Here is a 26,430-nt window from a genome sequence, read left to right on the forward strand (position 1 = left end):
TTAAATTTTAGCTTTAATAGTCGTACTTCCTGCCATACCTCGTTTTGGTTTTTCTTCACTATTTGCCATTGCGCTAACGGCTAAACCGCCAAATAGCAACCACCAAAGCCAATTATTATTTTTCTTTTTGTGTTCTAAATACACGGTGTCAAGCTGATCGTCTGGTGTTAAAAACACCTTTGTAAATCCCCTAGTAGCCTCGAATTTGAAGGCATGATAGCCCGTAAAGCTTACCGTGAGTGTTGTGCCATCAGGTACATCGATACTAAATATACCATCCTCATTAGCTGCCGTACCGATAGTTGTATCGATGGTTACATACACATTGGCAAAGGGTAAGGTTTCTTTGGTCACAGCATCGAATACTTGTCCTGTGATCGAAACGGTAGTACTATACTCCGTACACGCGCTATTGATATTAAATTGACTCATAACTGTTTTTTTTTAAATTTGTTCGTTGGTTACTTGATCGCTCCATACAATTCCATCATAACACCAATAGCCACCCCATATAGCACATCGCTGTACAATGTAATAGCGTTTATTTTCAGGTTCGTAAATTCCTGTGGCAATGACTTCTCCAATAAGCTGCTTGTGCTGATAGTTTCCATATAACTGCTCGGTAGTAAACCATGAACCGTCATTTTGTTCTTCTACTTGTGGCACTTGAATCCCCGACTTTTTAGCGCAATACAAGCTATCGCCAATCAGATAATAATTAGTATTAAGCTGTGGATTGGAATTGTAATTCGGTGCTTTGATGGCATTGTAAAACGAGTTGAGTTCTGCGGTGGATAAACCGTTCAGTGTATCGGTAAATAAATCGCGATCAAAAAGTATCTCGTATGCCTTTGCAACCAATTGAATATTATCAATTTGAGAAGCAATATTCATCAGTGCAGCTTCGTCTGTAAAAAGATCAAATTCGGGAAGCAAAAAACTAAGAAAGCCATCTTTATAACCCACACGCGAAAACGATTCATGAATAATAGCTGCTGCCGTTACCACTGGATGCCCAATATTGGCACGTGCATAGCGTTCTGCTGCTTTTCGTTTTAAATAGGCGGGTAATTTATACCAGGCATACACTCCAAGTAGCGTACCCACAACGACAAGCGAATTGTTTTTCACAAAATTCCCTGCGGAACTTGCCGTTTTAGTAGCTACTGCGGTTGCGATTGGATTTCCTAATTGACTCATTGCGATTGTTTTTTTAGTTCCCTAAATAAGCTTTGATAGTAGCAAAACCCGTTTTCGTACTCAGAAACCCAAGTGCTTTTTTACTTTTCGATAATTCCACTAAGCGTGTCAATACTTCGGTTGGTAGGCTATTGAGTTCTTGTAAAGCTTCGATTCTCAAATCGGTATCTAAACCATTTTTTCCTGTTACTTTTATCATGTTTTAAAATATTTTAAATGATATTAAATTGTGTTAAAAGTCCTTGCAAACTCGCTGCAAAGTCTTTGTTTTTGAGTGTATGTTTATAGAGTGTATAAATGAAATCAACATCAGCATCCTGAACATTCGTACTTGCGATAAAATCAATAAATTGCTTTTTATTGCTCGATACGTTTTGATGCGCATTTCCCATTCCAATTTGCGCTTGTTGTCCACTAATCATTTGTGGAAGTACAGGGGCTAAGTTCTCCGCTAAAGACTTCATGGCATCACTATCCATAAAACTTTTTTGATTCAAATTCGCTTGCAGTATGGCGAGTTCCTTGTGCTTCTCTGCGGTGTTGACCTCTAATTTTAGCGAATTGTTTTCTTCCTTTAATTGACGTTCGCTAGATCGAATATCTTGATAGTCATTTTTTAACTCTTGATAGCGCTCTTTCAGATCATCATATTTGGAGGTGATTGCTTCCAATTTACTTTCTGTGGGATGCACGCCCATCATACCGCTGCCCATTGCAGGATATTGCATCCCGTGATATCCGTTTTGTGCTAGGGTGTTTTGTTGCACCGTTTGTTGCACTGTTTGTTGCTGTCCTGTTTGTGCCATTTGTGGTATGGTTTGTATGTCATTGCTAAATTGTAATGTGATTGGTTCACCGATAGTTTTAGAAGTAGTTCCATTGGGTTTTTTTAAACACACTTGTGTACCACTTCCAAATCCTTCCTTTTTTAGACCTTTTAGAAAAGCTGCAATCGTTCCCCATCCTTTTTCAATATGATTTTTGGTAAACTCATATTTATTGACACGCATAAAAGGATTAATCATTTTCATATTCTGAAATGATATCACAATGGCGTTTTGCGCATTACTTTCTAAATGATCTATAATTTGTTGCATCTTTCTATTTCTTTAACAAGCGCGTGTTCCATACCAAAGCACCAAACGCGGATTTGGTTCTACTTCATTACTTTGCACAAAATCAATTCTAAAACTGGTATTGACCACCGCAAAAGGCACTTCAACCACAAACACTTCATCGGGTTTGATATCATCGATTCCATTAATCATCGCAGTTACATTGCCACGATTGCGAATGGTTAAATGATATACACCGCGCATGTTTAATTCCTTTAGATTAAGGTTCACACTTTCTGTGATGGCGATTGCCGAGATTGTGCCTTCTGGTCTATTCATATCCGTTGGTGTCAATTACAAATAGAAAGTGTCCGTTTACGGTTGTGGCTGCATCTTGTGGCGAGAACAGATTGATATATACTTTGCCATTGGTATTAAAATTCACTTGCTTATAGGCTTGCAAACCGCCTGTGTTTCCTTTTTCAAAATCACGTACGTCTACCGCTTCCAAAATTGGGTTTCCTTGGGTGTCCTCAATGGAAAGGTTAATGTTTTGCGGTGGTAAATCTCCATAGACAAAAAAGGTAACTCCAATACATTTGCCTTTGGTTAGTTCTTTCGGTTCTTGACTACTCTTTGCGCGACTTGCAAGTGTCAAATTCACACCGACATATTTTAGTTTTCTATCGTTCATATTCAAATCGTTTTAAACACCTTTTTTAGCGGATAAAAAAGGCGTTTTTAATTCCTTTATTATTTCTTACTCGCAGCCGTTTCAAAACCTATATACCGAATTTCAATAAAACCTGTTTTCTCTACTGTAAGTCCTAAATCTCCACCTGAAGGCACACGTACTTCTGCATTCAAAATTTTATTATCACGAAATAGTAAGAACTTATTAAAATTGTATTTGTAGCTATCGGTATTCACGGCATCCACGATGGATTTGATCGGTAAATCCATAATGATATTAGAATCCATCTTTTGAATGATTTGACCATTTAAAAGCGTTATGGGAACGTTGTTTGTATATTCCACAAGCCCGCGTGAAGTTCCTTTGTCAGCTACACCATAGGTTAAGCGTACAGCCGTTGCCACAAAATAGCGTCCTGTATCTAATTTGTTACCATCAAAAAGGTTTTCCCCGACAATTTTTTGCAGTTCCTTTTCAAATAGATCCTGTGAACTTCCATTGGCTTGCAATTGCTGTCTGATGTAGATTTCGCTATCCTGTAATTTGATGTTTCTACTGCGAATGTTGGCTAACATATCGGTGGAGAAATTGCCACTTTCATTGGCTACACTTCCTAAGAATGCTAAAACTTCCCCGTATAATTCTGTTTGTTTCATGTGTTTTTTTTTAATAAAAATTATCGTAATTATGTTTTGTTGCTGCCTTTTAGGTTAATGGAAAATCGAGTGTATTTGTTTGAAAATTAGCCGTTGTACCTAGTTGTCTTTGCGGTGTGAATCGGTAGCCCATTCCCATGCGATTTTGAGTCTCAACACTTACAATAGCATCGCCACCGCCTGTCTCAAACATATCGTGAATGAATTTGTTCATTTCCGTGCCGTCTGCTTCGGGCAAGCTTGGCGTTGCTGCTTCTTGAATAAAGCGCTGCCCTTGTCGGATGCCCATTCCTAAAAGTAGGTTGCGAACAATGGTTGCACTGTTGGTATTTCCGCTTACCGAAGCTGCGCCTAAAATTCCAACGGCTGCTAAGATTCCTTTTCGTGTTTTGGATTCTTCAATTGGGATCGCTCCTTCAATTCCTGAAGAAACCATACCGCCTAAAAGCAAGCTCCCCGCATCCATAGAAGTTTTTGCGACTTGCTTGCCTGTGAACATTTTTAATTTCATAGTCTATTTGTGTTTATTAATTAATACTTGTGTTTATGCTTTTGCGATGAGTGTTCCGATCACAGCGGTAGCTGTGAGTAACAGTCCAGTACTCGATTTTTTCTTTTCGGGTAGATTTGGTACGCCCGAACCATCTGTTATCACAGGCGGTGTACTTGGGTTGGTTGGTTGCGTAGGATTGGTACTTGTTCTTGATGTCACATTAAAGACAGGATATACCGCAGTGGTGTTCTCTGACCACTCATGATTGTAGCCTTCAAATACCCATGCTGCTGCTGTGGTTTCTTGTCTTATTTCCGTAATGTTATAAGTAAGACCAAGTGAGGAGACAATGCTCTCAAAGGCAGGAACAAGCGCGTAGAATAATTCGTTGTATTGATCTAAAGCAAGACGCGAACATCTACGCCAGTTTTCATTTACACGTAAAAACCAGTACATGTCACGACATACAAAGACCGCCATCGCTAAGAAGTTCAATCGCTCACCAAGTATACCAACAGTTGTTGCTGCTTGCAGTCCTTGAAATAAGTCTTCAAAATAGGGTGCTTGAATTGCTTGAATTTGTGCAGACGTTTGCTGCGGTGTAAATGTCGAACCCCAACACGTGAGTTCTAATCCATTGGCGAATATTGCACCAAAGGTGTCAGCGAAAAAGTTATCGCCTAAAACGGAACTAATTAAAAAGTCCGCTGTGGGAACACCTGTGGATGGGTTTGCGCCCATACCGAAGCTTGGATTCGACTTCTTTAATCGCGCAAAGGTTTTGGAAAAGTTGACAAACTCACCATCTACATAGATTCCTTTGGGTGTAAATTTTAGCGTTGGATTGTGTCCATTCCAAAGCTTATCAAAGATTTTCCCACGTAGTAAGTTGCTACTATGCTCTGAGGTTGTATACGGTGCAAGCACATTTAAAAAATCATCCACACGGTTTAAGGATTCATAGATGACTTTGTGATAATCACTTTTACTAAACTGCGTTACAGATTGCCCTTTGTACGCTGCTGAGAGTCCAACAATATCTGTATTGTTTGGGTAATTGGTTTGATTTGTACAACCGCATGAAGGCGCGGAGAGTCCAACGTATTGTAAGTTTGCTTCTTCCATGTATGTATCGTCTTTTTTTAAATAGGGTAGTTCTACCATTGATTGAATTGTGCCGTCTATGGTGTAATAGCCATTACGCAAACTGCCGTGTTTTTGATCTTTCGGAACAACCACATACACATGCGTATATAGGCTAGGATAGTAGGCTGCTTGTTTGGTACGTCTCAGGTAATGCCTGATACCAAGATTGAGTAAAATAGTAGAAGCGTTGAGACTAAAACTTTTACAGTCGTTTCCTTGAGCGCGTGATGCCCACATGCAATTCGGTGCTTTTAGCCGTTGCAGTTCCCGATCTATTTCATATTGAAAATGATGGAATAAGAACTGATGAATGCGCTTGGTGGTTTCAGCTAATGAATAGCCTGCAAATTCAGCTTTGGCAATAGCGGTGGATTCGTGTTTGTGCTTTTTTGCCCACGCAGCAATTTTTTTCATGCCATGCGTAGTCGTTCCTTTTCCCAATTGATTCTCGCTACATGTAGAAGGCGTATAATACTGTTCATACTGATCCCCTGAAACAATGTTTCGCTGTAAACTTTGGTTGATTTGATTTTGTGTAATTCCGCTCATCGTCTTTTATCATTTAGTTGAGTTCACAAAAACCTGTATCGCACTCAGAAAACATATCATCCATGAGTGAGAGTTGCGATTTCATGTTTGCAATCTGCGAATAGCTAACATCATCACGCCATATTGCTTTGTTGCTCTTTTGTTGCTCTTGTTTTGTAAACCATTGCATTTTGTTAGGATGCTTGTCAAATTCATGACGTAGTAGGATTGGATTGCGATGGAAACAGCCCACGCAGTTGTTACGCTCGGCAAATCGAACGGATTTGTTTGTCCAATACTCGTGGATATGATCTCTGAATATGCCGTCTTGTATGAGTGGAAAATTAGGCGTGTAGTACGGAATAGATTCCCATTTTTGTTTGCCTTTGAAACGTCCTGTTTCGTGAATACCCACCACGGTGTTGTACTCACAAAACCCAAATTCATTTTTCTTTTGAATGAGTTTTTTAGCACGGTTCATTTCATTGGCACGATAGCCAATGTTCATGAGTACGGGTTCGCTGTAATTGGCTTGCCAATACTTGAAAATCGGATCTATTTTGAGCCACGTAGTACAGTAACGTCGGTGTTTGTTGGGAAGTAAACCGCCTTTTTCACTGATAACCTTGTCGAAAGTGATTCCCGTTACCCAATGAATGTTTCGCCCTAAAAATTGCTCTAAATCGAGTAGGGTATAGATAATAGTATCGTCTTCTGCTGTGCCAATAAATGGTGCTTGAATACGATCTTCGACAAGTTGTCTTATTTTTTTATCAGGAAAAAGGCAGTTTTGATCTTCTATGCGAACCAGTGAAAAGACCAAATCATCACACGGGTAGTTCGCGGCTAGGTATGCAGATGTTTTTCCGCCTGATACTGATGTGATGGTTTGAAGTCTTGACATGTTGTTGCTGTATTGTATGTTGATACAGCAAATTTGTCAAGAAAAAATAGGTGTGTGGACGGATAGGGTCGCATAGCGACGGATAGGGTCAAATAATGTCGGGTAGGGATGGATAAATTTTAGGAAATATCTTAAATCATAACTGCTTTAAATTTAAAAAGCCCTCAGAAGGGCTTTGTGTAAATTGAATTTACTACTTTTCTATTGACTTTTTCTAATAATTATATCATATATTTTTTATCAAAAGTCCAATTATAACAATAGGTGGTAATATTATCAAAGTATGATAAACCAGTCCAGTTTTTATATAATAATCTATTTTTATTTTGAAAACATCAAATTTGTCCAATTCGTGATATTCAGCTTTTGAAGCTTTAAACATATTGTGGTCAATTGGTTGATGGTTTTCGTGTCGTTCTAAAATTCTTTCGTATTTATTAGAAATTTTTTCAGCAAACTTTCTTTTTTCATTCAATTTTGGTTTGTTGTTTAATGTTTTAAATATTCTCAAATCGTTATATAGGCTTGAAATTTCGAGTCCACAATTATGATACTGTTTTGCTTTAGTACTAAAATCTTTAGCATTTTCAATTTGTCCAAACACCAATAATAATATTGATAAACAAGTAATTGAATATGCAATTAAACTTTCATTAATCGTTTCAGGCGAATATATATTGTAAACTGACAAAAGTCCAATAGCAATAAGATAGACAGATAACATACTTAAACATAAATTGGATAAATCAGCTATCTTTAATAGTCTTTTATTAGCATTAAACCTACTTCCTTTTGTAGACCAAACTTTATAATTCAATTCCTCAAGAAATGTTTTATCTAAATAATCTTTGTATGATTTTTTCTTTTCCAATTTTGTTTCTTTTTAATTTTTTACAAAATCCTAATATAATATTAGTTATACTGTTTATGTATTATGCTTTTCTTGTGGGAAATTAGGCGCAGTAAACTTGTAACTGTCTTTGGATAAACTCAAAAATTCATTAATATCTTAAGATTTGCATAACTGATACCAGTATTACCAACAGTTTTTTAAATTCAATCTATTTCTTAGTTTGATATTTATACTTTAAAGCTTCTTCAACAACTTCATTAATTTTATCTCGAAATTCTGGAACTGAAATATATGCCTGCAATAGCCTATAAAGATCAAATTTTCCAACTGAACCACTATAAATATTTAATAAATCTGTAAAAATGACAACTCCTTTATTAATATCATTTGTCGATATTTTTTCAACTTGTCCAGATGTTCTTGATTCTTTTACTTTAGTTAGTGAAGATTTTCCATTATGATCTTGATATTGTGAAAATTGAGATAAGAAATCTATTAGTTTTTCGTGTCTATCTTGGTTTTTATCTTTCATTAAAATTATTTTATGAGTTTGGTTTTTAATTTATGACGACTTGGTAGATACACAGAACATTCGATTTAGCACATGCGCTCTATGTTTTTTTATACATTGTTACCTGCTGGCTTTTACACACTTTGTTGTAATTCTAATTCTGGCATTTCATCATAAGTCCGTCCATTTAAAACCCTACCATTTTTCTTTTTATTCTTTCCTCCCCATTGTTTAAAAAAGAAAGCAACGTCAGCTTTTTTACATTGTTCTTGAATGTCAATAACCCAGTCTGCGTCCATAGGTCTTGGAGTGTGCCCACTTTCACCTCCAACTATTACCCAATCCATTTTTTTTAAATTCAAGTTAGGTAATGCGCCAATTAAAGGTTCTAATGAAAGGAATTTTACTCTTGCATCTGTTTTTCTTAAATAATCAATTCTATTTTCGACTTTTTGTTCTTCAACAGAAACTCCCATCCAAATATTATGTGACCATTTTAATTCTGTATGCAATTCCAATAATCTTTCGGCTCTTTTAGTAAGAACTTGAAAAACATGTTGGGGATTTTCATTCATTACTTTAAAGACTTTTTTAATAAATTCTAAAGGAATTTGCTCGTGAAACAAGTCACTCATTGAATTAACAAATACCACTTTTGATTTTTTCCAAGTGTAAGGCGTTCTTAAAGCATTTTCGTGCGTTCTAACAGCAAAATTGTCTTTATATTTTTCAACTCCCATTGCTTTTAGCCTTTTAGACATTATTTCTGCATAACAAAATTTGCAACCTTGAGATACTTTGGTACAGCCAGTTGTTGGATTCCAAGTCATTTCAGTCCATTCAATAGTTGATTGTGCCATTAGTTCAATTTTATTTGAGTAATTACTTCTCCTTTTTTACAAACTTTATAAGAGATGTTTAATTTCAATTTTTCTATTTTTTTTTCTTTAATTAAATGTTTAATTACTTCTTTTGCGTGTTCTGGTTTAAAGCCATTAATTAAAGTGTAAAGATATACATCCTTATCAGTATTTAGTTTTGAATTCAGAATATTTTCCTTTAATCGTTGTTCAAAAAGTTCTACTTTTTTTGGGACTTCCGTTTTGCCTGTAAAGATATTTACTTGACCTTCTACTATGTTATCATTGTCTATATCGAAGTTAGCTTCACCTCTTATTGGGTCTATTTTCCAACTTGTTCTTAAAAATTTTTCAATTCCAAATGGATTTCCACTACCAAAAATAATCCCATATAAACCAGCTTTTTTCTTTAGTGAAAAAGACGAAATATAGTATTTAATATTGTTAGGTATTAAGTTTTTATAATACTCAGTAACTAACCTATGTATTTGGTCGTATTTTGTGTCTTCTATTATCGTCGAATCAATGTTTATATGACGAGTTATTGAAGGGTTATCTTTAAATCTTTTAATTGTCGAAGAAGAAATGAAAAACAAAAAATCTGTCGTTTTTAATTTAACAATTGATTGAAAAATATTCTCATCAATTTGTTTAACTCCAGTTTGGTCCAGTAGCAAAAGATTTGCAGCATTTTTATTTTCCATTTTAGGATATTGATCTCGGAATGCATCTTTGAAATCTTGTGATTGAATTTTTATAGAATATGGTTTGGTAGAATATTTTTTAAGATTATTTTTTAAGATTTCAATTTTCTCAGAAGAATAATCGTTAAAATATAGGTTTACTTTTAATTTTTTTCTCTCTATATTTTCGAGATATGATTCCAATTCATCAATAATTAATAAGGGAGTTCCTTTATTCCCATCAACATCCATACCTGGTCCAGAGAAAAAATCAAAAATATTTATTGTATCCCAATAAATTTCCTTTTTCGCTAAGAACACAGGTAACCATTCTTTTATATAATCATTAAAAATTGCTAATTTAGATTGTGTTCCAATATCAAAAGGAGCTGTATGTAAATTTCTTTTTTCAATCATTATTTTTTTGCTTGTTGGTAACGGTTACATATATGAAAAGTGGCACTGAAAAAGGCGATAATTTTCGGATAATACACAAGCCTAATTTTTAAATTTTACTAATTATTTTATTTTTGCAATTTGTCAAATTTAAAAATTTGGTAACTTTTCAAAAATGCCCAAACCTTGCTTATTAGCAAAGACTTTCGCTATTTATTATATATTCTGTTATGTGCCTTTTTTAAATCCAAAATTTCCTTTTCTAGTTCTGTTCTTTCCTCAATCAAACTCTCAAAACGTTCTTCGTTAAAATTAAATTCTTCGTATTTTCTATTGATAAATTCTACATTTTTTTGTTCAAAATGTATCTTTGGATTAATGTCTTTACCTGAAATTGCCGTGTATAAATAAGTTCCAATAATTCCTAAAGCACCTAAAAAGTAAGTAATAGGTTCCATTGTATTCCAGCCAACTTCCCAAGTAATAATTGCAAGACCTATAAAATATCCAAAAACAATAAGGCAGAATATGAATTTGTAGTTATTTAAACTTTTCTCAGCTTGTTTTTCAATTGGAACTTTTTGTTTTGACAGTTCAATTATTGTTGTTTGTTTTTCGCTTAATAAGTTTTCTTTAAATTCAATTGTTTGCGTGCTAAAATTAAATTCAGACTTATTCCTATCCTCATTTATTTTTTTTATCTCAGACTCAAATTCTTTTGATACAAATTCAATTGTCTTTTTGAAAACTTCTTCGGTAGTGTTATCTCCGTTTAAAATGCCCTCAAATTTCAATTCAACCATTTTATCAAGAATTGTTTCTTGACGCTCAAAATCCTCTGTTATTTCACTGATTCCAGCAAGAATTGTTTGTAAGTTGTCTTCATTAATGATTGGTTTGTTTGTTTTGAGTTTTAAGAAAGAAATAAAACTAGAATAGTCATTTTCTGTTCTTGAAAAATACTTTAGTAGTATAGCCATCCATTGGCTAGGTATTAATGCAATCGGTTGTTTATTATTTCTTGAAAAGTCCCAACCTCTCAATTTTTGGTCAGTAGATACGAAAAAGAATTTCGTGTCAGTTATTGAATTATTATTTTGACCTCTAAGTTTTTCAATAAGATATATATTGATAGCATCATAAAAATGGGATTCTTCATAACCATATTTTTTGATGCTTCCAATTTCTGCTTGATATTCCTGAACTTTTTTGACATCTTCTTTTCCTTGCTCATCAAATGGTATTTTGTAAAGAGTTTCAACATTAAATTTCTTTTTGAAATTGTCAAGTTGACTAAGAATATGAGTAATAAATAAGTCAAAACCATAGGTCATACGATTTGATTTCCACTTATGATAATATTCGTAAATATTTGGATTAAGAGAATATTTTGAAAACAAATCTGGATTTATTTTTTTAAAGGGAACTTTTTGAAGCAGTTTTACATTATGCTTTATTGTATTTCTAAATTCTTTCTCTGAATATTTTGATATTTTAAATTCTTGTCCAGCGCTTTTGCATTTGTTAAGAAAAGTGATAATTCTATTCTGTCGATTTTCTCCGTTTAAACCAATAGCTCTGTAAAGTACATTATTATCTAGAAAAAACACTTTATGTTTTATTGAATTCAGAAATACTGCCGAACTCTCTTGGTTGTTTGTTATTACTGCGTATTCAAGACTATAACTTATGAGAGCAAAAATTGACTTATTTTTATTTACATCATTCCATTCTAAAAATTCGTTAATCGCTTCCCGTTCTTCGAGAGTGAATAGTGTTGGGTCAATAAATAAGTCCTGAGGCTGATTAGTAGGTTTAGCAATCTTCTGAAAAACGGATATGTTTTTGTTTAAAAGTTGGTAGAGGTAGTTATGTATGATTTCGTCTATTTTGTCAGTTGATAAGACACCTTCATATATACTATCTTTAAATCTTTCAATATGTGGAAATATTGAATTTTGTTGCTCTCTTGCAGAAAGTACTTCCAATCTTTTTGGCAATAATTTGAAGTAACTTTCATTTTCCTTTATTTCCAAACGAACTTCAAAATGCAAGTGTTTGTCATCATTAATAATTTTAGTTACTTCATCAGTACCAAAGTCCATTTCTAATGAACTCTTCAGTTTGTCAATAACTTGGTCGATTGTAAGTTCTTTATTGTCATTTTCAACAAATAATGATTCTATAATTTTCCTTTGAACAGTGGAAGATTTAATAGCAGAACTTTCTTCTGAATAAATTATGGCAGCAGTTCTGGTTATATTTTTATTGTTCATAGTTTTTTTTCAAATGGCACATAACGGTTTTGTATATGAAACGTAGCGTATAAATAAACGCTAACTTTTCGGGTTTAGCACGAGCCGAATTTTTAATTTTTATGTTTAACTTTCTTTTCTAAATATAACCAAATTTAAAAATTTGGCGACTTGGCAAATACACACAGACCTTTCGATTAAGCACTTTTTGCCCTATTTTTTTTATACATTGTTAGCTGTAGTTACTTTTTCATTTTGGCTTGTTCTTCTTTCGCTTTAATTTCCGCCTCAACTTTTTTCATTCTATCCGAAATAATTTTTGATGTGTTTTCTAAATCTTTCAAAGTATCAGCAATACTTTTCCCTTCTAGTTGATTAACAGTTTCTTTAAACACTCCGTAATAAGCAGATAAAGTGTGCAATGTTTGGTCATTTTGCTGTTTTAATTCGCAAAGTGCACTAACACTACTAACTTGCTGAATTTTGTCAGTTGTATCATATTGGACTTGAGATTTTCTTCTTTTCAAAAATGAAGTTACATCATCATATTCTCTCCAACTTTCAACTATTTGAATATTGTCAACGTAATCTGCAAGTAGTTCCGTAATTTCTTCTTTTTCGTTATTTGGACAACAGATAACCTTTATTGCTCCAAGAGGAAATACCATTCCAACTTCACTTGGACATCGCCATTCTCTTTCCCACATAAAACCTTGTGAAGGTTTTTCTTGTAGTAGAGGGAAAAGTAATGGCTTTATTTTTTCCATCAGAGGTTTTAAATCTTTTATTACTCCATTATTGTCAGATACCGTAAGATTATCATTCAAGATTTGATTACAAAGATTTAAAACCTCGGTATTAGTTTCTGTTTCTAAATATATTACAGGACGAACATTTCTATGGTTCACTAAATCGGTTTTTGAAAATCCGATACCAAATTGTTGGTCGGCTTGCCATCGAGAATAACTTCTGTATCTAAAAAAATCTAAAGAAAATAGCGGTGATTCTGTAAAACACACGACACCAGAATTATAATGACCTTCATTGCCATTGAAAGAAGGAATGGAAGATTTTAAAAACCCATTATTTTCTGCAACTTCAACATCTTCAAGCGCATTTTCACCACGTAAAATATTTAAAAGCTGATTCCTTCCAGTCATATGAATTAAAAAAGGCGAGAAGTCTGGCTTTTCAATTGATGAAAGGTGGAAAGTCGGTGTAGTAATTTGATAATCTTTCCATCGAATACCAGAGTTTGGTCCTTTCAAGTTCATAGGTTGGTTTTAATTGCAGCTAACGTATGTATATACGGAACTTTCAGTAAATGTTACCGTTATTTTTCATAAAGGTAGTACAAAAATTACATTAGTACAATGAGGTTTTCCGTAATCAACTAAGATAATTGTGAAATAGTATACAGAATTTTATACTAATTAACTTCAAACCCAAAAAAATCAAGTACTTTCAATACTTCATGTGCGAGTACCAATTTTCTTTTTTTAGCTTCTTTTTCTGAAATTTTTCTGCAATCCGCAATAACCATATTCATTACAATTCTAGCTTCTTTCCTTGAAATGCCAAAAAGCATTCTGCGAAGTTCCACTTTTCCCATCGTTTGTATGTCTTCTCTTTTAATCATGTTCTATCCATATTTAATTCTATACATCCTCTTTCGTAAACTCAAACAGCTTTGGTTTCCCTGCGGTTTGGTTGTCATATACCGCTATTTTAAAAAAATGCCCTCTGTGTAGCTTTACGAGTCTGCCTAGCATTTGTGTTGCTACTTGTCTCTCATCATTAAACTTTCTGTCCTCCGCTTGGAACGAGTAGTATACAGGGTTTTGAATATTTCCCAATGTGTACGACATTAAAAACACCATCCGAAGTCGGGAACAATTTCCGCAAGCCGTTCTTGTTTTGTTGCTGCAATTACATGGTTTGTTGCTAGTCATATAAATCAAATTCTTTATTAGTTAATACATTCAGGAGTCTTGGTACTTCATTAATGAAATAATCAGGAATGCCTTTGTTTCGCTCTATATAGGTGTACACTTGTGGGAGTGTAATTGTACCTTTCAAATACAGTTTTAGTTGATCTCTTACTTTTTCTTCATTGGTTTTCTGTCTACGTCTTGCACCACCTTTTGTTGCTGCTTGTTGCTTCCTCGTTGCTCGTAAATCTTGATACTTTTGATACTGTTTTAGCCATTCCACCGTATAGGCAAATCCGCCTTCACTTGGTTGCTTTCGTGTGGCATCAAAATAAATACACGGAAAATGAATGCGATAGGTTGTTTTGCTGTTAAAAAAGCGTTTCGCACGACCAATTCGGTACACTAAAAAGCCAAACAAATACAACAATGTTTCTTTTCGTGGAATGCTTCCGTTCGGATTCCGTAAATACTCATCATCAATTTGAATGTAGGCTTTGTGCCAACTTCCGTAATACACATTTTTCCCTTTCCAGATAGGCGCTGCTATTTTGATGAATAGTTGCAAGAGGAGTTCTCTAAATTCTTCTTTAGACATTACGCCACTTATGGATTCTGTATCTAAACGCCTGTTCATATTGGAAGCGGAAAAGCTGTAATTGTCGTACTGATGCTCGGTTAGTGCGTTTAGAAAAACGGTTTTGTATAAAATTTGACCTCTTAAATACTCAGACAATTCATTTTTCGGGAAATTTTCGCCGCCGCCTAGTTTGCCTTCGTTGTCATTGGAATTTTTTTGTGGTTTATCCTCTTTGGTGTTCTTGTACCTGTTCTTGTTTTTGCTGCTATTTTCAGCAGCAAATGAAAATACTTCCTTGTCATGGGAATGGTTATCAACATTCCCTACTTTCTTTATTATTTCTTTAGTAAATGTTCTTGTATCTACACTAAAGTCCAGCGGTTTTCCGTTATTAAACGGTTTAACTTGTTGATTATCAGTAAATCCTTTTCGCTTGTCTCTAAAGACAAAAATTGCTCCATTGATAAAGTAATTAACAGGCATACTGCTGCCTTTAAATTGATATTGAACAAATACACCCGCTTGACGTAATCGGTGTACATGTTCACGAATTGTATCACGCTTTAACAGCATTCTTTTTTCGCCATTTTTCGTGAAATTGCAAACCTGAGTAGAGGTAACTTGTACTTTTGGAAAAGATACTTTTACACCGCTTCCAAGCTGTTGTAATTGTTTTCTCAGCTTGATAAGTTGCTGACTATATAGCCAAACAATAATTTCAAAAGTGCCTAATTGCGCTTGTCTAACAGGAAGGTGTTTTTGTTTCTTTAACAGCAGCTTGTCTCCGTTGGTTTTTTCAATTTGCTCGTTATAGTCAAGTGTCGATAACCATTTGTTTTGTATACCATTCACTTCGATGTCTTCAAACTCTTGTTGTGCAACCACCGCTTGTTGCTGTGTTTTGTTGCTCTGTATATATGCTAAAACACGATTGTTATATTCCTTTACTTCTTTATTCAAACGTGGAATCGTTGCATTGTACGCGTTTATAAAAATGCGATAGCGTTGCATGGTTTCTATCTTATCTTCCGTTAGGAAATACGGACATTGAATATAGGTCGGTATGTGGTTACTTATTAACTGCATGGAGCATACATTTAGCGGTTAAACAATCGTATTCTTTTCCAATTACATACGAATTCGTAAGTGATTCATAGCTAACACTGTGCATCTTTTGTATCATCTTATGAAACACAGTTACTCTATGTATTTTAACAACTTCATCATCGGTTTTTGAGACATGTATCATATATTCAATATGATCATCATATTTACAGACTAGAATATCAAAAAAGGAATCAATCGTTTTTAGTTCCAATAGCGTAATTAAATTATCCAAAGAAAACCCGAATGAAGCAAAGTGATTTTTATACATAATAGCGCACGCTATGGGAGTTTTTAATTTATTTGTTGTCATGTATTACAATTATTAATGTGAAGATTCAAAGGCGTAAAATCACGCCTTTGAAATTCACGTTTGATGAACTAATTCATCCTCTTATGGCTTTTTCTAATTCTTTTTCGCTTACAATTTGTCCGTTGGATAGCACACAAAAGCCTTCGCGTGTCATTCCATTGAGTAGTTTCCCAAATCCTTTGTAATCTTTCAATTGATTTTTAATGCTAATTCTGAGTTTGATTCTACGTTTTGTTGCCATTTATCAATAGTTTATTTAGTTATATACATAGCCAAAATATCGTCTGTTGCTTGGGCAAGCGTTACTAACTTATTTTTCTTGGAAGTCCTTTTTTGTTTTGGTTGTTGCACTCCCAACATTTTGTACAGCTTAGGCAACTCATCTTTCGATAAGGCTTGAATTACGTTATATGCCGTTGCTGCTTTCAATGAAATTTGTAGTAATGGTCTATTCTTAATAACTAACAGACGTAAGATTTGACTTATTTTTATTCTATTTTATATTTAAAAAGCTATATTTGTATAGTTCTAACGAGATATATTAGAATTAATTATTCAAATATAGAATATTTTAGAATTAAATAGAATATTTATTCTTAATTTAACATTTTCCTGTATGATTGAATTTAAAGAAGCATTGGAGTATTTAAAAAAGCGAGAAGTAACGGCAAATGAACTTGCTAATTATTCTGGACAAAGTGCAGGTTCGCTTTTTTTAGTCTTAAATGGTACCACAAAAAATCCTAGAAGGAATACCAAAGATGCTGTTGTTGCGTATGCTAAGATTTTAATGGAAAAGAATAAAGAAGGTTTTGATGGTGATACAGTATATAGCAACGACGAGAATGTACTCGATAAAAAAGATAAAAACTACATTAAAAAGTTGGCTTTAGAAATTCGCGCCAACAAAGAAGCATTGTTGCATGAACAATCTTTTAAAGACATGATCTACATTGAAGCTTTAAAAATGGCTTTACTCGCAAAAGAAGGCGAGAGCATAAGCATGCAAAAACTGATAGATTTAAACAACTAATACACATTATTCTTCTTCATCTATCACATCCTCAAACGATACCTTAAATGAAAGTTGTTTGTTGATCGCTTCTACATACATATCGAATGGAATATCATCAACATCCATTTTTTTGAATAATTCCTGTATTTCTTTTTGATCTTGAAACTTTATACTTTCTTCTAACGCATCAAGCTGTTGCTGTGTATTTTCTTTTTTTGATTTTTCGCTTTCTTCCATATTCAACTCAACAATCATTTACTAATGATCGCTTAAATTTTATGAAATCAGCTTGGGGAAGCTTTGCTAGAACAATTTGGACGTGCAATAAAAAAATCAAATTTTACGGAAACCCGTAAAAATGTTGCACTAAAATCTAACGTCAATTTTTATGCCATATTGTGTCATTAAAACTCAATTGTGTAGATATTTCCGTAATCTTCGGGCAGTGTCGCTCCAATTTCTCGAAGATAATTTTTAAGTCCTGCAATAGATTTGTGTCTAGTAATTGACATTAAGCGGAATAATATTTGGTCATGCGGCATTTTAGTATCTCTAAGCGATTTAAAAATATTGATTGCTGCGGAGTGTCTAAATGAGTACAAAGTATGTTCCATGTCTAATTTAAGCGGTTCTCTTACGTTTGTATTAAATCGCTTAGAGAAATATCCCGATTTATTATCTGCATCAGTATTCCAAGGTGCTGGATGACCAAAGCGCGTAATTAAAAAATCATCACGATCGTATTTTTCGATATTCATGGCGCGTATGATATCTTCCAATTCTTTAATTATCGGGATCGCGGTTTGGGATTCTACTTTTGTGCCTATAAAAATTCGTTTAGAATCAAGGTCAATATCTTTGATACGGATGTTACACACTTCTTTATTTCTTAAAAAGGCGTAAGACATGAATTGAATAAATATTCGTAGGTACGGATCATGCGTATCTAAATGCTCACGTATCTCTTTAACTTGTTTGTTTGAGAAAGGTTTGTTTTTCTTTGGTGTACTTTTTTTGGGCTTTACTTTGCCTATAAAATTGCTTGGAATAATTTCATCGCTTTCTAATATTGCGAATAAGGACGATAATGTGGCTCTGTAATTATTCTTTGTCTTTGGTGCTAATGGTTTAGGCTTCTGTGATTTATTGTTTGGCTTCGTTTTTAGTTGATTTAAAAAGGACATAATATGATTTCTTTTCAATTCACTGATATCTTGGTCTAATAAATCATTTTCAGTTAGCCATTCAATGAATCTATCATAATGCCCTTTCATAGATCCTGCTGTTTTCTTTGCCCAATCAGGTTCACGTTGTTTTAATGCAAAAGCGAGTGCTTTTTTTACAGTATATCCAGTGCTTAAATTTGTAACAGGCGTTTGTACTATTTTTTCAGTGGTGTCGTTTACTCCTCGAAGTTTCTCTAAACGCTCTTTTGTTTGCTGATTATTTTCATAAGGAGAAAAGCCATCTTTCAATAAATTGATTAAAGCTTTGCGATAGGTATTTAAAATTTCCGTTCGTTCAGCTCTAGTTTTAAACCTATTTGCACCCTTGAAGATTGGTTTTTGCTTCTTCATTTTCCCATCTTCGGGGTCTCTAAAATAGAAATACACGTACCAACGCTTGGAAAGATCGCCCTTGGCATCATATATTTTTGGCTCTGAATACATTTTTTTTGCCATAGAAATATACTCGTTTACATACTCGTTTGTTAAAATCTCCTCAAATTTAGTCATAAAAAAACGGTTTTCCAAAAGTGGAAAACCGTGTAAACATTGACTTAACGTCTATTTTATCTTATGTAGCGAGAGCGGGGCACGATCCCGCGACCTCCGGGTTATGAATCCGACGCTCTAACCAGCTGAGCTACCTCGCCTACTTTGCGGGTGCAAATATATAAACATTTTTTTTCAGAGCAAATAATACGCAATTTTTATTTTTTTAATTCTTTTCTTTTAAACTAAACAATTAATGTATATATTGTCAGCAACATAATTACAAATAAAGCATGTCTGATAAAATAAAATACGAAATTGAGTTCCCTATACAATCTTCTCCACAGCTTTTGTTTCAATATCTATCAACGCCGTCAGGATTGTCTGAATGGTTTTCAGATAATGTAAACTCAAGAGGAGAGTTTTTTACCTTTATTTGGGACGATAGTGAAGAGGTTGCAAAACTTCTAGGGAAAAAGACCAATGAGCGTATTCGTTTTCAATGGGAAGAAGATGAAGGTACATCGTACTATTTTGAATTGAAGATTCAAGTTGATGAAATTACAAAAGATGTTTCTATTATTGTCACTGATCACAGCGATGAAGATGAGTTAGAAGAAGCTAAAATGTTGTGGGATAATCAAATAGGAAGTCTTAAACAAGTTTTAGGATCACGCTAAAAAAACATTTTTAAAAACTATATTTGCCTTGAGAAATTCAAGGCTTTTTTTATGGTAAATTTTAACGGTAATATTAGTGAAGAGACAACATTGTTAAGTGTTGAAAACAGAGGGATGAAGTATGGAGATGCACTTTTTGAAACGCTAAGAGTTGTAGGGAATAAAATTCTCTTTTGGGAAGATCACTATTTCAGATTGATGGAATCAATGCGTATTTTACGAATGGAAATTCCGATGAACTTTACCATGGAATTCCTAGAAGAAGAAATTTTAAATACATTAAAAGCGAGTCAACTAACTAATGCACGTGTGCGCTGTACTATTTTTAGAGGAAATGGCGGATTGTACTTGCCAAGTTCTAATGATATTGAATACATAATCACCGTAAATGATTTAGCATCTCCGTTTTATTTACTCTCGGATGCTGCTTATGAAGTAGACTTGTATAAAGATTTTTATATCAACAAAGGATTGCTTTCAACACTTAAAACAAATAACAAGATTATAAACGTTTTAGGAAGCGTTTACGCAAAGGAGAACGATCTAGATAACTGTTTGTTGGTTAATGAAGATAAAAACGTTGTAGAAGCACTAAACGGAAATATTTTCTTGGTGAAAGGAAATGTGATCAAAACACCACCAATTACCGATGGTTGCCTAAAAGGTATTTTGCGAAAGCAATTGCTTGAAATTATAGGAAAAACAACAGATTACGAACTAAAAGAAGAAAGTATTTCACCGTTTGAAATTCAAAAAGCAGACGAATTCTTCATTACAAACGTGATTCAAGGAATTTTACCAATTACAAAATATCGAAAAAAGCAATTTAAAACGGAAGTCGCAAGAGATTTAATCGGAAAACTAAATCTAAAAATTCGAATAGGTTAGGATTTAATTATGACTCGGATCTTCGGGTGCATTTGACCAAATCAAATACTCACCACCAAATTCCATCATCTTTTTACGCCAAATAGACTTGCATGATTTGGAAATGATTTCTTTTTTGAATTCATTTTCAACAATAATCCATGAATTAGAATTCAATTCTTCACTCAATTGATTGGCATGCCATCCAGAATATCCTAGAAAAAACTTAATATCGTCTTTGTCCAATTTATCTTCTTCTAAAAGCTTTGCAACAGACGAAAAATCGCCGCCCCAATAAATCCCTAAAGAAATTTCAATACTATTTGGAACTAAGTGTGGAATTTTATGAATAAAATATAAATTATCTTGTTCTACAGGACCGCCATTGTAGACTTTAAAAGTAGTTTTTGCGTTTGAAAACTGTGGAATCAAGTCGGAGAGACTTACATCTAGTGCTTTATTCAAGATAAAACCAATAGATCCTTCTTCGGTATGATCTGCAAGCAATACTACTGATCTATTGAAAGATACATCGCCAATAATGGAAGGTTCGGCAATTAGAAGATGTCCTTTATTGGGTTTTAAGGCTACCATTTATGATTTTTTAGGTTATTTAAAGCTATTAAAAAAAAATGGAATAATCAAATCTAGTAAATCTTGGGAACCTATTGAAAACAAAAAAGCACTCAATTTGAGTGCTTTTATAGTGTATTTAATATAAATAAAATACTAGTTGTTTACAGCATTTCCTAAATCAGATCCAGCTTTAAACTTAACTACTTTCTTAGCAGCAATTTTAATAGTTGCTCCAGTTTGTGGATTTCTTCCATCTCTTGCAGCTCTTTCTGAAACTGACCAAGATCCAAATCCTACTAAAGAAACTCTTCCACCTTTTTTCAAAGCTCCTTCTACATTTCCTAAAAATGATTCCAATGACTTCTTTGCTGCAGCTTTAGAAATTCCTGCGTCAGCAGCCATTGCGTCAATTAATTCTGTTTTGTTCATAATTGTTGAATTATTAATTGTTGGTTAAACATTATTTTTTAAAAGCAATACAAATTTATACGGATTTCCTTCTCATGCAAGTAATAGCACGGGAAAACCCTGTTTTTGTTGATAACTTCATGCGATTGTTAATAAACACGACTATTTTTTATAGGTTTTCTCTCGTATCACTAGATATAAGGGTTACGAGACCTTTGCGTCTTTTTCGAATTTGAAACCATTCAATAATGCCGAAATCTCCATTTTACGTTTTCCTGGAAGTTGAAGTACCTTCAATAATATGTACCCTTCTTTTACCGCAATTTTTATTTCTTTTTTGGAAGAAATAACACTTCCCACTGCATGCGAATGCGTTTCCAATACTTTGGCTACTTCATATATTTTAATCGCATACGTATCATCTCCATTATATAAGGTTGTCCAAGAAGCCGGATATGGACTCAAACCACGAATTCTATTAAATATAGTGTCTATTGGAACTGTCCAATCAATCTCGCAGGTTTCTTTATGAATTTTATACGCCGTTTTTATATCGTCGCTTATAGGTTGAATGGTCGTAGTAACTTCATCCTTCTCAATGTGCTGAACTGTCTTCACAACCAAAGCACTTCCAATATTCATTAACTTATCGTGAAGCGAACCTGCATTTTCAATTGGATCAATAGGAATTTCTTCCTGAAAAATCATCGCACCAGTATCAATCTTCTCATCAATAAAGAAAGTAGTCACGCCCGTTTTTGTTTCACCATTAATAATAGCCCAATTTATTGGTGCAGCACCTCTGTAATTTGGAAGTAACGAAGCGTGTAAATTAAACGTTCCATATTCTGGCATTTGCCAAACGACTTTTGGAAGCATTCTAAACGCAACTACAATTTGTAAATTCGCGTGTAACGCTTTTAATTCGGCAACAAAAGATTTCCGCTTTAAATTTGTGGGCTGTAAAACATTCAAGTTATGTTCCAATGCAAATTTCTTCACAGCAGATTGATGCATCTTGCGTCCGCGTCCTGCAGGTTTGTCTGGTGCCGTAATGACTCCAACTACATTATAATTTGCTTCTAAAAGTGCTTTGAGTGTTGCCACAGCAAAATCGGGCGTGCCCATAAAAACGATTCTTAAATCTCTCATATATTATAAGGTATACATATTTGTTTCTGTTAATTTAATTTTCTCCGCTTCCAAAAGTAATTGAATAATTGCTAATATCAGATGTTCTCGATAAGGTAAAACAGCGCAAATTTCGGTTGAAGTCATTGGATTGGTCTTCAGTACTTTTAAAATATCATCATGAATTAGCATTTGTAATTCATTGTCAGGTGTTGCTGTTTTTTTTGCTTTGCAGACAGAACAAATCCCGCACGGAGTTTTAGCAGTTTCCCCAAAATAAGAGAGAAGCTGAGTATTTTTACACGTTTCTGTATTTTCAATGTACTTGATGACAGATTGAACGCGTTTCTTTTTGAGTTCATTCTGATGGCGAACATCTCTTGCAATTGGATTGATCGTTTTGTCATCTTCACGCGCGACTAAAAACGTAATTTCCGCGTCCGTTTGCAATTCTTCTAATAATATGACTTCATCTTTTGCCAATTGTTGAACCGTTTCGTTGATTTTTTCCTTAGGTAAGCCTAATTTTTGCGCTAGAAATGTGGTGTTAATTTTTATCTTTTGCTCAAAAACACCGCCGTACGTGCGTAAAATGGCTTGTGTAATCAAACTTAAATGCGGATGATTGTCTAAATAATTCAACAAATTATACTGATCAATCACAAATTGTATCGTAGTTTTTCGATGAAAACTCTGCGAAAGCTGAATCACGCTATGTCTGTCTAATAACTGTAACGCTGTATATGTTTTTTGTGTTGGAAATTTATATGCTTTGCAGAAATCATAAAAAGCCAACGCATGTTTTGTTTCATAACCTTCACCATACGCAATTTGAAAGAAGCTACACAGTTTTCTGAAAACCAGTTTCAAGAAATCAACATCGGGTAAATTATGAATGAATTGTTGTTGTAATTGTTTAATGTCGTTTTGATCGGTGAGAATAATGGCGTTTGCATATTCGCCATCTCGTCCCGCGCGTCCGGCTTCTTGATAGTAGCTTTCTAAACTATCGGGCAATTGTATGTGAATTACATTTTTTACATCAGGTTTATCAATGCCCATTCCGAAGGCATTCGTTGCCACGATCGTTTGTACTTTTCCGTTCAACCACTTTTGCAACGATTTTTTTTTATCTTCTGACGAAAGTCCACCATGAAAATACATGCTGGTAAATCCTTTGCGCTGTAAGGCTTCATGAATGGTTACGGTGCTTTTCCGATTTCGTGCGTATACAATACATGATTGCGGATATTTGCGCAGTGTTTTTTCAATCGTCAACACTTTATTTTCAGTTTCTAAAACAGTATACGCTAAGTTTTCACGTGAAAACGATTGTTGAAAATTTTGAACATCTTTAAGATGTAAATTTTCTTCAATGTCTACAACCACTTTTGGAGTTGCAGTTGCTGTCAGCGCGATACAAGGAACGTTTGGTAATAATTCGCGCAAAGTATTAATATTTCTATACGCAGGACGAAAATCGTTTCCCCACTGTGAAATACAATGTGCTTCATCAACGGCAATTAAATTTACGTTCATTTGCTTGATGCGTTCCTGAATGATTTCTTGTTGTAAACGTTCAGGTGAGAGGTATAAAAATTTGTAATCGCCAAACACACAATTGTCTAAAAGTGCGCCAATTTCTTCAGTTTTCAATCCGCCAGTAAGCGCAATTGCTTTAATTCCGTTCGCTTTTAAGTTCGTTACTTGATCTTGAATCAAAGCGACTAAAGGTGAAATTACAATGCAAATTCCATCCATTACCAACGCAGGAATTTGAAAACAAACCGATTTTCCACCACCAGTTGGCAATAATGCTAAGGTATCTTTTTGTAGAATAACCGCGTCAATAATTTCGGCTTGCAACGGACGAAATGAAGTATGTCCCCAGTATTTTTCGAGTAGCGCAAGCGGTTTGGTCATTATAGGTTTTTGAGTGTATTTAGAATAAATTCTATACGTTCTGAAACACTTCCGAAAGGAACATTAATTAGCGAATAATTATAGTTTTCATACGCTGTAATCAGATACTTTTGAATGGTTTCTGCTTGTTCAAAGCTTTCGTAACGTTCGTTGTCTTGCGCGTAAATTTCTTTCCAAGGTGCTAATATAAATGTAACATCATATCTGTGATTTTCACACGCTTCGCGGAACATATCAGGATATTCGTCACCTGTGTAATCCATATACGCAGCGACATCCGGAATTCCTCGATCGTAAAAAGTATACGCAACATTTAACTGTTTGGCATCTTCAAATTGTTGAATTCTACCTTTGAGTAATAATTCACTAAACAATAACGGTTGCGTTAGAAATAATTGTTCAATTCCTTGTTTTTGTGCAGCCGCTGTGACTTCACGTGAAATTTCATGAAAACACGTATGTCCTTGTTGTTCTAATTCGGTAATCAACGTAGATTTTCCAGTTCCTGGACCGCCGATGATGAGTATTCTTTTTGTGTTCAATCTGAATTATTTATGTTGCAAAATTAGTCAAATTGTGAGGAATATGAAATGAGCATATAAAATAGTTGAAAAAAACGCTCACTTATATCTGATTTCTTGCTTAAATAACGTGAGTTCGATATAAGTTAGTATACACTAAAAAACCTATTCTCGATACGATTTTCTCTCGAAAATCACTCGAATTGACGATTTTTTAGTTAGAATTACGTCAAATTGAGTGAAATTCTGAAAGAATTTTGTATCGAAATTAAGTAATTCAATTAGCTCGGGCTCAGATTAAATAACCTTTTCTAAGATTCTATTGATGACAGGTTTTGGACTGACAAATGTTTCGAAATAGGCCTGTGCATTTTTGCCTAATGTATTTTTATATTCAGCGTTATTTAGCATTAAATGTATTGCAGCAGCTAATTCTTCATGATCAGAAGCGATGTGAATATTTTCGGAATGTTTAAGGTTTTCAGGCATTTCATTGTATGGAGGTGTGGAAATTATAGTTTTGCCCATTGCTAAATATTCAGCGAGTTTCCAACCATGACATTTATGTACAGCTGGCGTATTGAATACAAAATCAGATCGTTTCGTTTTTTCAATATATGCTTTACTGGAATACGCTTCTGTGAATATAAAATCTTTGAAACCTTCCATTTCAGCAGTAATTTCTTTTGTGAGAAATCCGCCTTCAAAATTGCATTGTTTCGCCTTTACGAGTTCAATAAAAGTTTTTCGTTGTTGATTCGTTTTCTTTCCATTTGCTCCCCAAAGTGTAGCAATCATAAAAATATATGGTTTTGGAGATGCTTCTAAAGTATCAGAATTAGTATAATCATGTAATTGTGGACGTTTGTTTTGTACATAATAATCTTGAAAAAATCGTTTAAAACCTATGATTGGAGAAAATTTACATTTTATGAGATTGTTAAAACAATGATAAAACGTTTCTCTTTTGTTCCATATTTTGATACTAAAACTTGGCGGAATTGATATTATTTTTTCGAGAAATTCTTTTGCTGTCTCGTTGTGATTGAAGTTTATTTTTGCATAAATATCGCACCATTTGTGAGCAGTTTCATTGATATCTGGCGGATCGCAAAAATCAATGACAATCTTTTTTAAACTTTTATCAGGTTGAATGACAACAAATGCAAAATAATGCTCAAATGAAAACTCTATTTCTTTTCTTTTTAAATCACTGAAATAGGCGTTTGAAAATGTAACATTTCTTTTCCCAAATACTTCGCACAAACCTTGAATATAATATGATGCATAGTAAATTCTGGAAGAAGCATCAATAACAATTTTTGTGTGATTTGGCATGTTTTATATTTCTAGGAGTCTGCGTTGTAGTATAGTTTTTGAGGTGTTTTGATGAATAATTTCTTCAATTATTTTTTTGAAAAATACAATATTA

Annotated in this window: 33 protein-coding genes and 1 tRNA gene; 3 read left to right on the forward strand and 31 right to left on the reverse strand. The window is 34.0% G+C overall.

All coding sequences use genetic code 11. The features are described 5' to 3' along the window. The 22 genes from H2O64_RS04745 to H2O64_RS04850 all read right to left on the reverse strand — a co-directional run bounded on the left by H2O64_RS04745 (position 1) and on the right by H2O64_RS04850 (position 16,591). The gene (locus H2O64_RS04745; RefSeq protein WP_187561001.1) at positions 1-432 is read right to left on the reverse strand and encodes a carboxypeptidase-like regulatory domain-containing protein; all 432 of its coding nucleotides are present in this window, start codon (positions 430-432) and stop codon (positions 1-3) included. Between the two features lie 12 nt (positions 433-444). After that, the gene (locus tag H2O64_RS04750) at positions 445-1,200 is read right to left on the reverse strand and encodes a hypothetical protein (RefSeq protein ID WP_187561002.1); all 756 of its coding nucleotides are present in this window, start codon (positions 1,198-1,200) and stop codon (positions 445-447) included. Positions 1,201-1,213: 13 nt separating this feature from the next. Beyond that, positions 1,214-1,399, reverse strand: a complete 186-nt coding sequence (locus H2O64_RS04755) for a hypothetical protein (protein WP_187561003.1) — start codon at positions 1,397-1,399, stop codon at positions 1,214-1,216. 13 nt (positions 1,400-1,412) lie between these two features. Beyond that, positions 1,413-2,297, reverse strand: coding sequence for a DUF3450 domain-containing protein (locus tag H2O64_RS04760; RefSeq protein WP_187561004.1), 885 nt, complete (start codon positions 2,295-2,297; stop codon positions 1,413-1,415). Between the two features lie 12 nt (positions 2,298-2,309). After that, entirely contained in the window at positions 2,310-2,594 is a 285-nt protein-coding gene (locus H2O64_RS04765; protein WP_187561005.1) for a hypothetical protein, read from the reverse strand. Then, positions 2,587-2,949: a hypothetical protein gene (locus H2O64_RS04770; protein WP_187561006.1), complete on the reverse strand. Its 363-nt coding sequence runs from the start codon at positions 2,947-2,949 to the stop codon at positions 2,587-2,589. The genes H2O64_RS04765 and H2O64_RS04770 overlap by 8 nt, the downstream gene beginning before the upstream one ends. A 59-nt stretch (positions 2,950-3,008) precedes the next feature. Continuing rightward, complete coding sequence (locus tag H2O64_RS04775; protein ID WP_187561007.1) at positions 3,009-3,605, reverse strand: hypothetical protein; 597 nt, start codon at positions 3,603-3,605, stop codon at positions 3,009-3,011. Between the two features lie 49 nt (positions 3,606-3,654). Next, the gene (locus H2O64_RS04780) at positions 3,655-4,116 is read right to left on the reverse strand and encodes a hypothetical protein (RefSeq protein WP_187561008.1); all 462 of its coding nucleotides are present in this window, start codon (positions 4,114-4,116) and stop codon (positions 3,655-3,657) included. 33 nt (positions 4,117-4,149) lie between these two features. After that, positions 4,150-5,793 carry a hypothetical protein gene (locus tag H2O64_RS04785; protein WP_187561009.1) on the reverse strand — a complete coding sequence of 548 codons (1,644 nt, stop codon included), beginning with the start codon at positions 5,791-5,793 and terminating at the stop codon, positions 4,150-4,152. A 13-nt stretch (positions 5,794-5,806) separates the two neighbouring features. Then, complete coding sequence (locus tag H2O64_RS04790) at positions 5,807-6,676, reverse strand: adenine nucleotide alpha hydrolase family protein (RefSeq protein WP_187561010.1); 870 nt, start codon at positions 6,674-6,676, stop codon at positions 5,807-5,809. A 226-nt stretch (positions 6,677-6,902) separates the two neighbouring features. Then, complete coding sequence (locus tag H2O64_RS04795; protein ID WP_187561011.1) at positions 6,903-7,547, reverse strand: SLATT domain-containing protein; 645 nt, start codon at positions 7,545-7,547, stop codon at positions 6,903-6,905. Positions 7,548-7,737: 190 nt separating this feature from the next. Further along, a complete protein-coding gene (locus H2O64_RS04800; RefSeq protein ID WP_187561012.1) occupies positions 7,738-8,061 on the reverse strand; it encodes a hypothetical protein in 324 nt (107 codons plus the stop codon). Between the two features lie 113 nt (positions 8,062-8,174). Then, positions 8,175-8,900, reverse strand: coding sequence for a DUF5131 family protein (locus H2O64_RS04805; RefSeq protein ID WP_187561013.1), 726 nt, complete (start codon positions 8,898-8,900; stop codon positions 8,175-8,177). Then, positions 8,900-10,000 (reverse strand): three-Cys-motif partner protein TcmP, encoded by a 1,101-nt coding sequence (tcmP, locus tag H2O64_RS04810; protein WP_187561014.1) that lies wholly within the window; start codon positions 9,998-10,000, stop codon positions 8,900-8,902. Before tcmP ends, H2O64_RS04805 begins: the two co-directional genes overlap by 1 nt. A gap of 188 nt (positions 10,001-10,188) precedes the next feature. Further along, the gene (locus tag H2O64_RS04815; RefSeq protein ID WP_187561015.1) at positions 10,189-12,255 is read right to left on the reverse strand and encodes a hypothetical protein; all 2,067 of its coding nucleotides are present in this window, start codon (positions 12,253-12,255) and stop codon (positions 10,189-10,191) included. A 221-nt stretch (positions 12,256-12,476) separates the two neighbouring features. Beyond that, a complete protein-coding gene (locus tag H2O64_RS04820; RefSeq protein ID WP_187561016.1) occupies positions 12,477-13,508 on the reverse strand; it encodes a hypothetical protein in 1,032 nt (343 codons plus the stop codon). A 155-nt stretch (positions 13,509-13,663) separates the two neighbouring features. Beyond that, positions 13,664-13,873, reverse strand: a complete 210-nt coding sequence (locus tag H2O64_RS04825) for a hypothetical protein (RefSeq protein ID WP_187561017.1) — start codon at positions 13,871-13,873, stop codon at positions 13,664-13,666. A 19-nt stretch (positions 13,874-13,892) separates the two neighbouring features. Further along, entirely contained in the window at positions 13,893-14,186 is a 294-nt protein-coding gene (locus H2O64_RS04830) for a hypothetical protein (protein ID WP_187561018.1), read from the reverse strand. Next, positions 14,179-15,831 (reverse strand): hypothetical protein, encoded by a 1,653-nt coding sequence (locus H2O64_RS04835; RefSeq protein ID WP_187561019.1) that lies wholly within the window; start codon positions 15,829-15,831, stop codon positions 14,179-14,181. The genes H2O64_RS04830 and H2O64_RS04835 overlap by 8 nt, the downstream gene beginning before the upstream one ends. Continuing rightward, positions 15,815-16,162: a hypothetical protein gene (locus tag H2O64_RS04840; protein WP_187561020.1), complete on the reverse strand. Its 348-nt coding sequence runs from the start codon at positions 16,160-16,162 to the stop codon at positions 15,815-15,817. The genes H2O64_RS04835 and H2O64_RS04840 overlap by 17 nt, the downstream gene beginning before the upstream one ends. A gap of 73 nt (positions 16,163-16,235) precedes the next feature. Then, positions 16,236-16,403: a hypothetical protein gene (locus tag H2O64_RS04845; RefSeq protein ID WP_187561021.1), complete on the reverse strand. Its 168-nt coding sequence runs from the start codon at positions 16,401-16,403 to the stop codon at positions 16,236-16,238. 11 nt (positions 16,404-16,414) lie between these two features. Then, a complete protein-coding gene (locus H2O64_RS04850; RefSeq protein WP_187561022.1) occupies positions 16,415-16,591 on the reverse strand; it encodes a hypothetical protein in 177 nt (58 codons plus the stop codon). 187 nt (positions 16,592-16,778) lie between these two features. On the opposite strand from H2O64_RS04850, the gene H2O64_RS04855 reads away from it, so the two are divergent. Continuing rightward, a complete protein-coding gene (locus H2O64_RS04855) occupies positions 16,779-17,195 on the forward strand; it encodes a hypothetical protein (RefSeq protein ID WP_187561023.1) in 417 nt (138 codons plus the stop codon). A gap of 6 nt (positions 17,196-17,201) precedes the next feature. Here H2O64_RS04855 and H2O64_RS04860 read toward each other — a convergent pair whose 3' ends face one another. The 3 genes from H2O64_RS04860 to H2O64_RS04870 all read right to left on the reverse strand — a co-directional run bounded on the left by H2O64_RS04860 (position 17,202) and on the right by H2O64_RS04870 (position 19,053). Then, positions 17,202-17,414, reverse strand: coding sequence for a hypothetical protein (locus H2O64_RS04860; RefSeq protein ID WP_187561024.1), 213 nt, complete (start codon positions 17,412-17,414; stop codon positions 17,202-17,204). Between the two features lie 167 nt (positions 17,415-17,581). Next, on the reverse strand, positions 17,582-18,913 hold the full coding sequence (locus H2O64_RS04865; RefSeq protein ID WP_187561025.1) for a tyrosine-type recombinase/integrase: 1,332 nt from the start codon (positions 18,911-18,913) through the stop codon (positions 17,582-17,584). A 66-nt stretch (positions 18,914-18,979) separates the two neighbouring features. Continuing rightward, positions 18,980-19,053, reverse strand: a tRNA-Met gene (locus H2O64_RS04870). 132 nt (positions 19,054-19,185) lie between these two features. On the opposite strand from H2O64_RS04870, the gene H2O64_RS04875 reads away from it, so the two are divergent. Continuing rightward, positions 19,186-19,572: an START-like domain-containing protein gene (locus H2O64_RS04875; RefSeq protein ID WP_187561026.1), complete on the forward strand. Its 387-nt coding sequence runs from the start codon at positions 19,186-19,188 to the stop codon at positions 19,570-19,572. A gap of 51 nt (positions 19,573-19,623) precedes the next feature. Continuing rightward, positions 19,624-20,460, forward strand: a complete 837-nt coding sequence (locus H2O64_RS04880) for an aminotransferase class IV (protein WP_187561027.1) — start codon at positions 19,624-19,626, stop codon at positions 20,458-20,460. Between the two features lie 3 nt (positions 20,461-20,463). Here the strand turns inward: H2O64_RS04880 and H2O64_RS04885 are convergent, their stop codons facing one another. The 6 genes from H2O64_RS04885 to H2O64_RS04910 form a co-directional block, all read right to left on the reverse strand. Further along, positions 20,464-21,033, reverse strand: coding sequence for a YqgE/AlgH family protein (locus H2O64_RS04885; protein WP_187561028.1), 570 nt, complete (start codon positions 21,031-21,033; stop codon positions 20,464-20,466). A 135-nt stretch (positions 21,034-21,168) separates the two neighbouring features. Next, positions 21,169-21,444 carry an HU family DNA-binding protein gene (locus H2O64_RS04890; protein ID WP_187561029.1) on the reverse strand — a complete coding sequence of 92 codons (276 nt, stop codon included), beginning with the start codon at positions 21,442-21,444 and terminating at the stop codon, positions 21,169-21,171. 183 nt (positions 21,445-21,627) lie between these two features. Then, positions 21,628-22,575: a methionyl-tRNA formyltransferase gene (gene fmt, locus H2O64_RS04895; RefSeq protein ID WP_187561030.1), complete on the reverse strand. Its 948-nt coding sequence runs from the start codon at positions 22,573-22,575 to the stop codon at positions 21,628-21,630. A 3-nt stretch (positions 22,576-22,578) separates the two neighbouring features. Then, a complete protein-coding gene (locus H2O64_RS04900; RefSeq protein WP_187561031.1) occupies positions 22,579-24,477 on the reverse strand; it encodes a RecQ family ATP-dependent DNA helicase in 1,899 nt (632 codons plus the stop codon). After that, positions 24,477-25,019, reverse strand: coding sequence for an AAA family ATPase (locus H2O64_RS04905; RefSeq protein WP_187561032.1), 543 nt, complete (start codon positions 25,017-25,019; stop codon positions 24,477-24,479). Before H2O64_RS04905 ends, H2O64_RS04900 begins: the two co-directional genes overlap by 1 nt. A gap of 276 nt (positions 25,020-25,295) precedes the next feature. Next, positions 25,296-26,336 carry a glycosyltransferase gene (locus tag H2O64_RS04910; protein WP_187561033.1) on the reverse strand — a complete coding sequence of 347 codons (1,041 nt, stop codon included), beginning with the start codon at positions 26,334-26,336 and terminating at the stop codon, positions 25,296-25,298. Positions 26,337-26,430: the final 94 nt, after the last annotated feature.

The sequence above is a fragment of the Kordia aestuariivivens genome (assembly GCF_014397005.1).
Taxonomy (GTDB): Bacteria; Bacteroidota; Bacteroidia; order Flavobacteriales; family Flavobacteriaceae; genus Kordia; species Kordia aestuariivivens.

Bases quoted from the DNA above. Each gene is read 5' to 3' on its own strand.
- H2O64_RS04840 (WP_187561020.1), bottom strand. From the start codon at position 16,162: ATGACAACAAATAAATTAAAAACTCCCATAGCGTGCGCTATTATGTAT.
- H2O64_RS04845 (WP_187561021.1), bottom strand. From the start codon at position 16,403: ATGGCAACAAAACGTAGAATCAAACTCAGAATTAGCATTAAAAATCAA.
- tcmP (WP_187561014.1), bottom strand. From the start codon at position 10,000: ATGATTGAAAAAAGAAATTTACATACAGCTCCTTTTGATATTGGAACA.
- H2O64_RS04785 (WP_187561009.1), bottom strand. From the start codon at position 5,793: ATGAGCGGAATTACACAAAATCAAATCAACCAAAGTTTACAGCGAAAC.
- H2O64_RS04820 (WP_187561016.1), bottom strand. From the start codon at position 13,508: ATGAACTTGAAAGGACCAAACTCTGGTATTCGATGGAAAGATTATCAA.
- H2O64_RS04800 (WP_187561012.1), bottom strand. From the start codon at position 8,061: ATGAAAGATAAAAACCAAGATAGACACGAAAAACTAATAGATTTCTTA.
- H2O64_RS04765 (WP_187561005.1), bottom strand. From the start codon at position 2,594: ATGAATAGACCAGAAGGCACAATCTCGGCAATCGCCATCACAGAAAGT.
- H2O64_RS04790 (WP_187561010.1), bottom strand. From the start codon at position 6,676: ATGTCAAGACTTCAAACCATCACATCAGTATCAGGCGGAAAAACATCT.
- H2O64_RS04900 (WP_187561031.1), bottom strand. From the start codon at position 24,477: ATGACCAAACCGCTTGCGCTACTCGAAAAATACTGGGGACATACTTCA.
- H2O64_RS04780 (WP_187561008.1), bottom strand. From the start codon at position 4,116: ATGAAATTAAAAATGTTCACAGGCAAGCAAGTCGCAAAAACTTCTATG.
- H2O64_RS04855 (WP_187561023.1), top strand. From the start codon at position 16,779: ATGATTGAATTTAAAGAAGCATTGGAGTATTTAAAAAAGCGAGAAGTA.
- H2O64_RS04775 (WP_187561007.1), bottom strand. From the start codon at position 3,605: ATGAAACAAACAGAATTATACGGGGAAGTTTTAGCATTCTTAGGAAGT.
- H2O64_RS04805 (WP_187561013.1), bottom strand. From the start codon at position 8,900: ATGGCACAATCAACTATTGAATGGACTGAAATGACTTGGAATCCAACA.
- H2O64_RS04860 (WP_187561024.1), bottom strand. From the start codon at position 17,414: ATGGAAGAAAGCGAAAAATCAAAAAAAGAAAATACACAGCAACAGCTT.
- H2O64_RS04770 (WP_187561006.1), bottom strand. From the start codon at position 2,949: ATGAACGATAGAAAACTAAAATATGTCGGTGTGAATTTGACACTTGCA.
- H2O64_RS04875 (WP_187561026.1), top strand. From the start codon at position 19,186: ATGTCTGATAAAATAAAATACGAAATTGAGTTCCCTATACAATCTTCT.
- H2O64_RS04760 (WP_187561004.1), bottom strand. From the start codon at position 2,297: ATGCAACAAATTATAGATCATTTAGAAAGTAATGCGCAAAACGCCATT.
- H2O64_RS04825 (WP_187561017.1), bottom strand. From the start codon at position 13,873: ATGATTAAAAGAGAAGACATACAAACGATGGGAAAAGTGGAACTTCGC.
- H2O64_RS04815 (WP_187561015.1), bottom strand. From the start codon at position 12,255: ATGAACAATAAAAATATAACCAGAACTGCTGCCATAATTTATTCAGAA.
- H2O64_RS04750 (WP_187561002.1), bottom strand. From the start codon at position 1,200: ATGAGTCAATTAGGAAATCCAATCGCAACCGCAGTAGCTACTAAAACG.
- H2O64_RS04755 (WP_187561003.1), bottom strand. From the start codon at position 1,399: ATGATAAAAGTAACAGGAAAAAATGGTTTAGATACCGATTTGAGAATC.
- H2O64_RS04885 (WP_187561028.1), bottom strand. From the start codon at position 21,033: ATGGTAGCCTTAAAACCCAATAAAGGACATCTTCTAATTGCCGAACCT.
- H2O64_RS04890 (WP_187561029.1), bottom strand. From the start codon at position 21,444: ATGAACAAAACAGAATTAATTGACGCAATGGCTGCTGACGCAGGAATT.
- H2O64_RS04745 (WP_187561001.1), bottom strand. From the start codon at position 432: ATGAGTCAATTTAATATCAATAGCGCGTGTACGGAGTATAGTACTACC.
- fmt (WP_187561030.1), bottom strand. From the start codon at position 22,575: ATGAGAGATTTAAGAATCGTTTTTATGGGCACGCCCGATTTTGCTGTG.
- H2O64_RS04830 (WP_187561018.1), bottom strand. From the start codon at position 14,186: ATGACTAGCAACAAACCATGTAATTGCAGCAACAAAACAAGAACGGCT.
- H2O64_RS04910 (WP_187561033.1), bottom strand. From the start codon at position 26,336: ATGCCAAATCACACAAAAATTGTTATTGATGCTTCTTCCAGAATTTAC.
- H2O64_RS04880 (WP_187561027.1), top strand. From the start codon at position 19,624: ATGGTAAATTTTAACGGTAATATTAGTGAAGAGACAACATTGTTAAGT.
- H2O64_RS04835 (WP_187561019.1), bottom strand. From the start codon at position 15,831: ATGCAGTTAATAAGTAACCACATACCGACCTATATTCAATGTCCGTAT.
- H2O64_RS04865 (WP_187561025.1), bottom strand. From the start codon at position 18,913: ATGACTAAATTTGAGGAGATTTTAACAAACGAGTATGTAAACGAGTAT.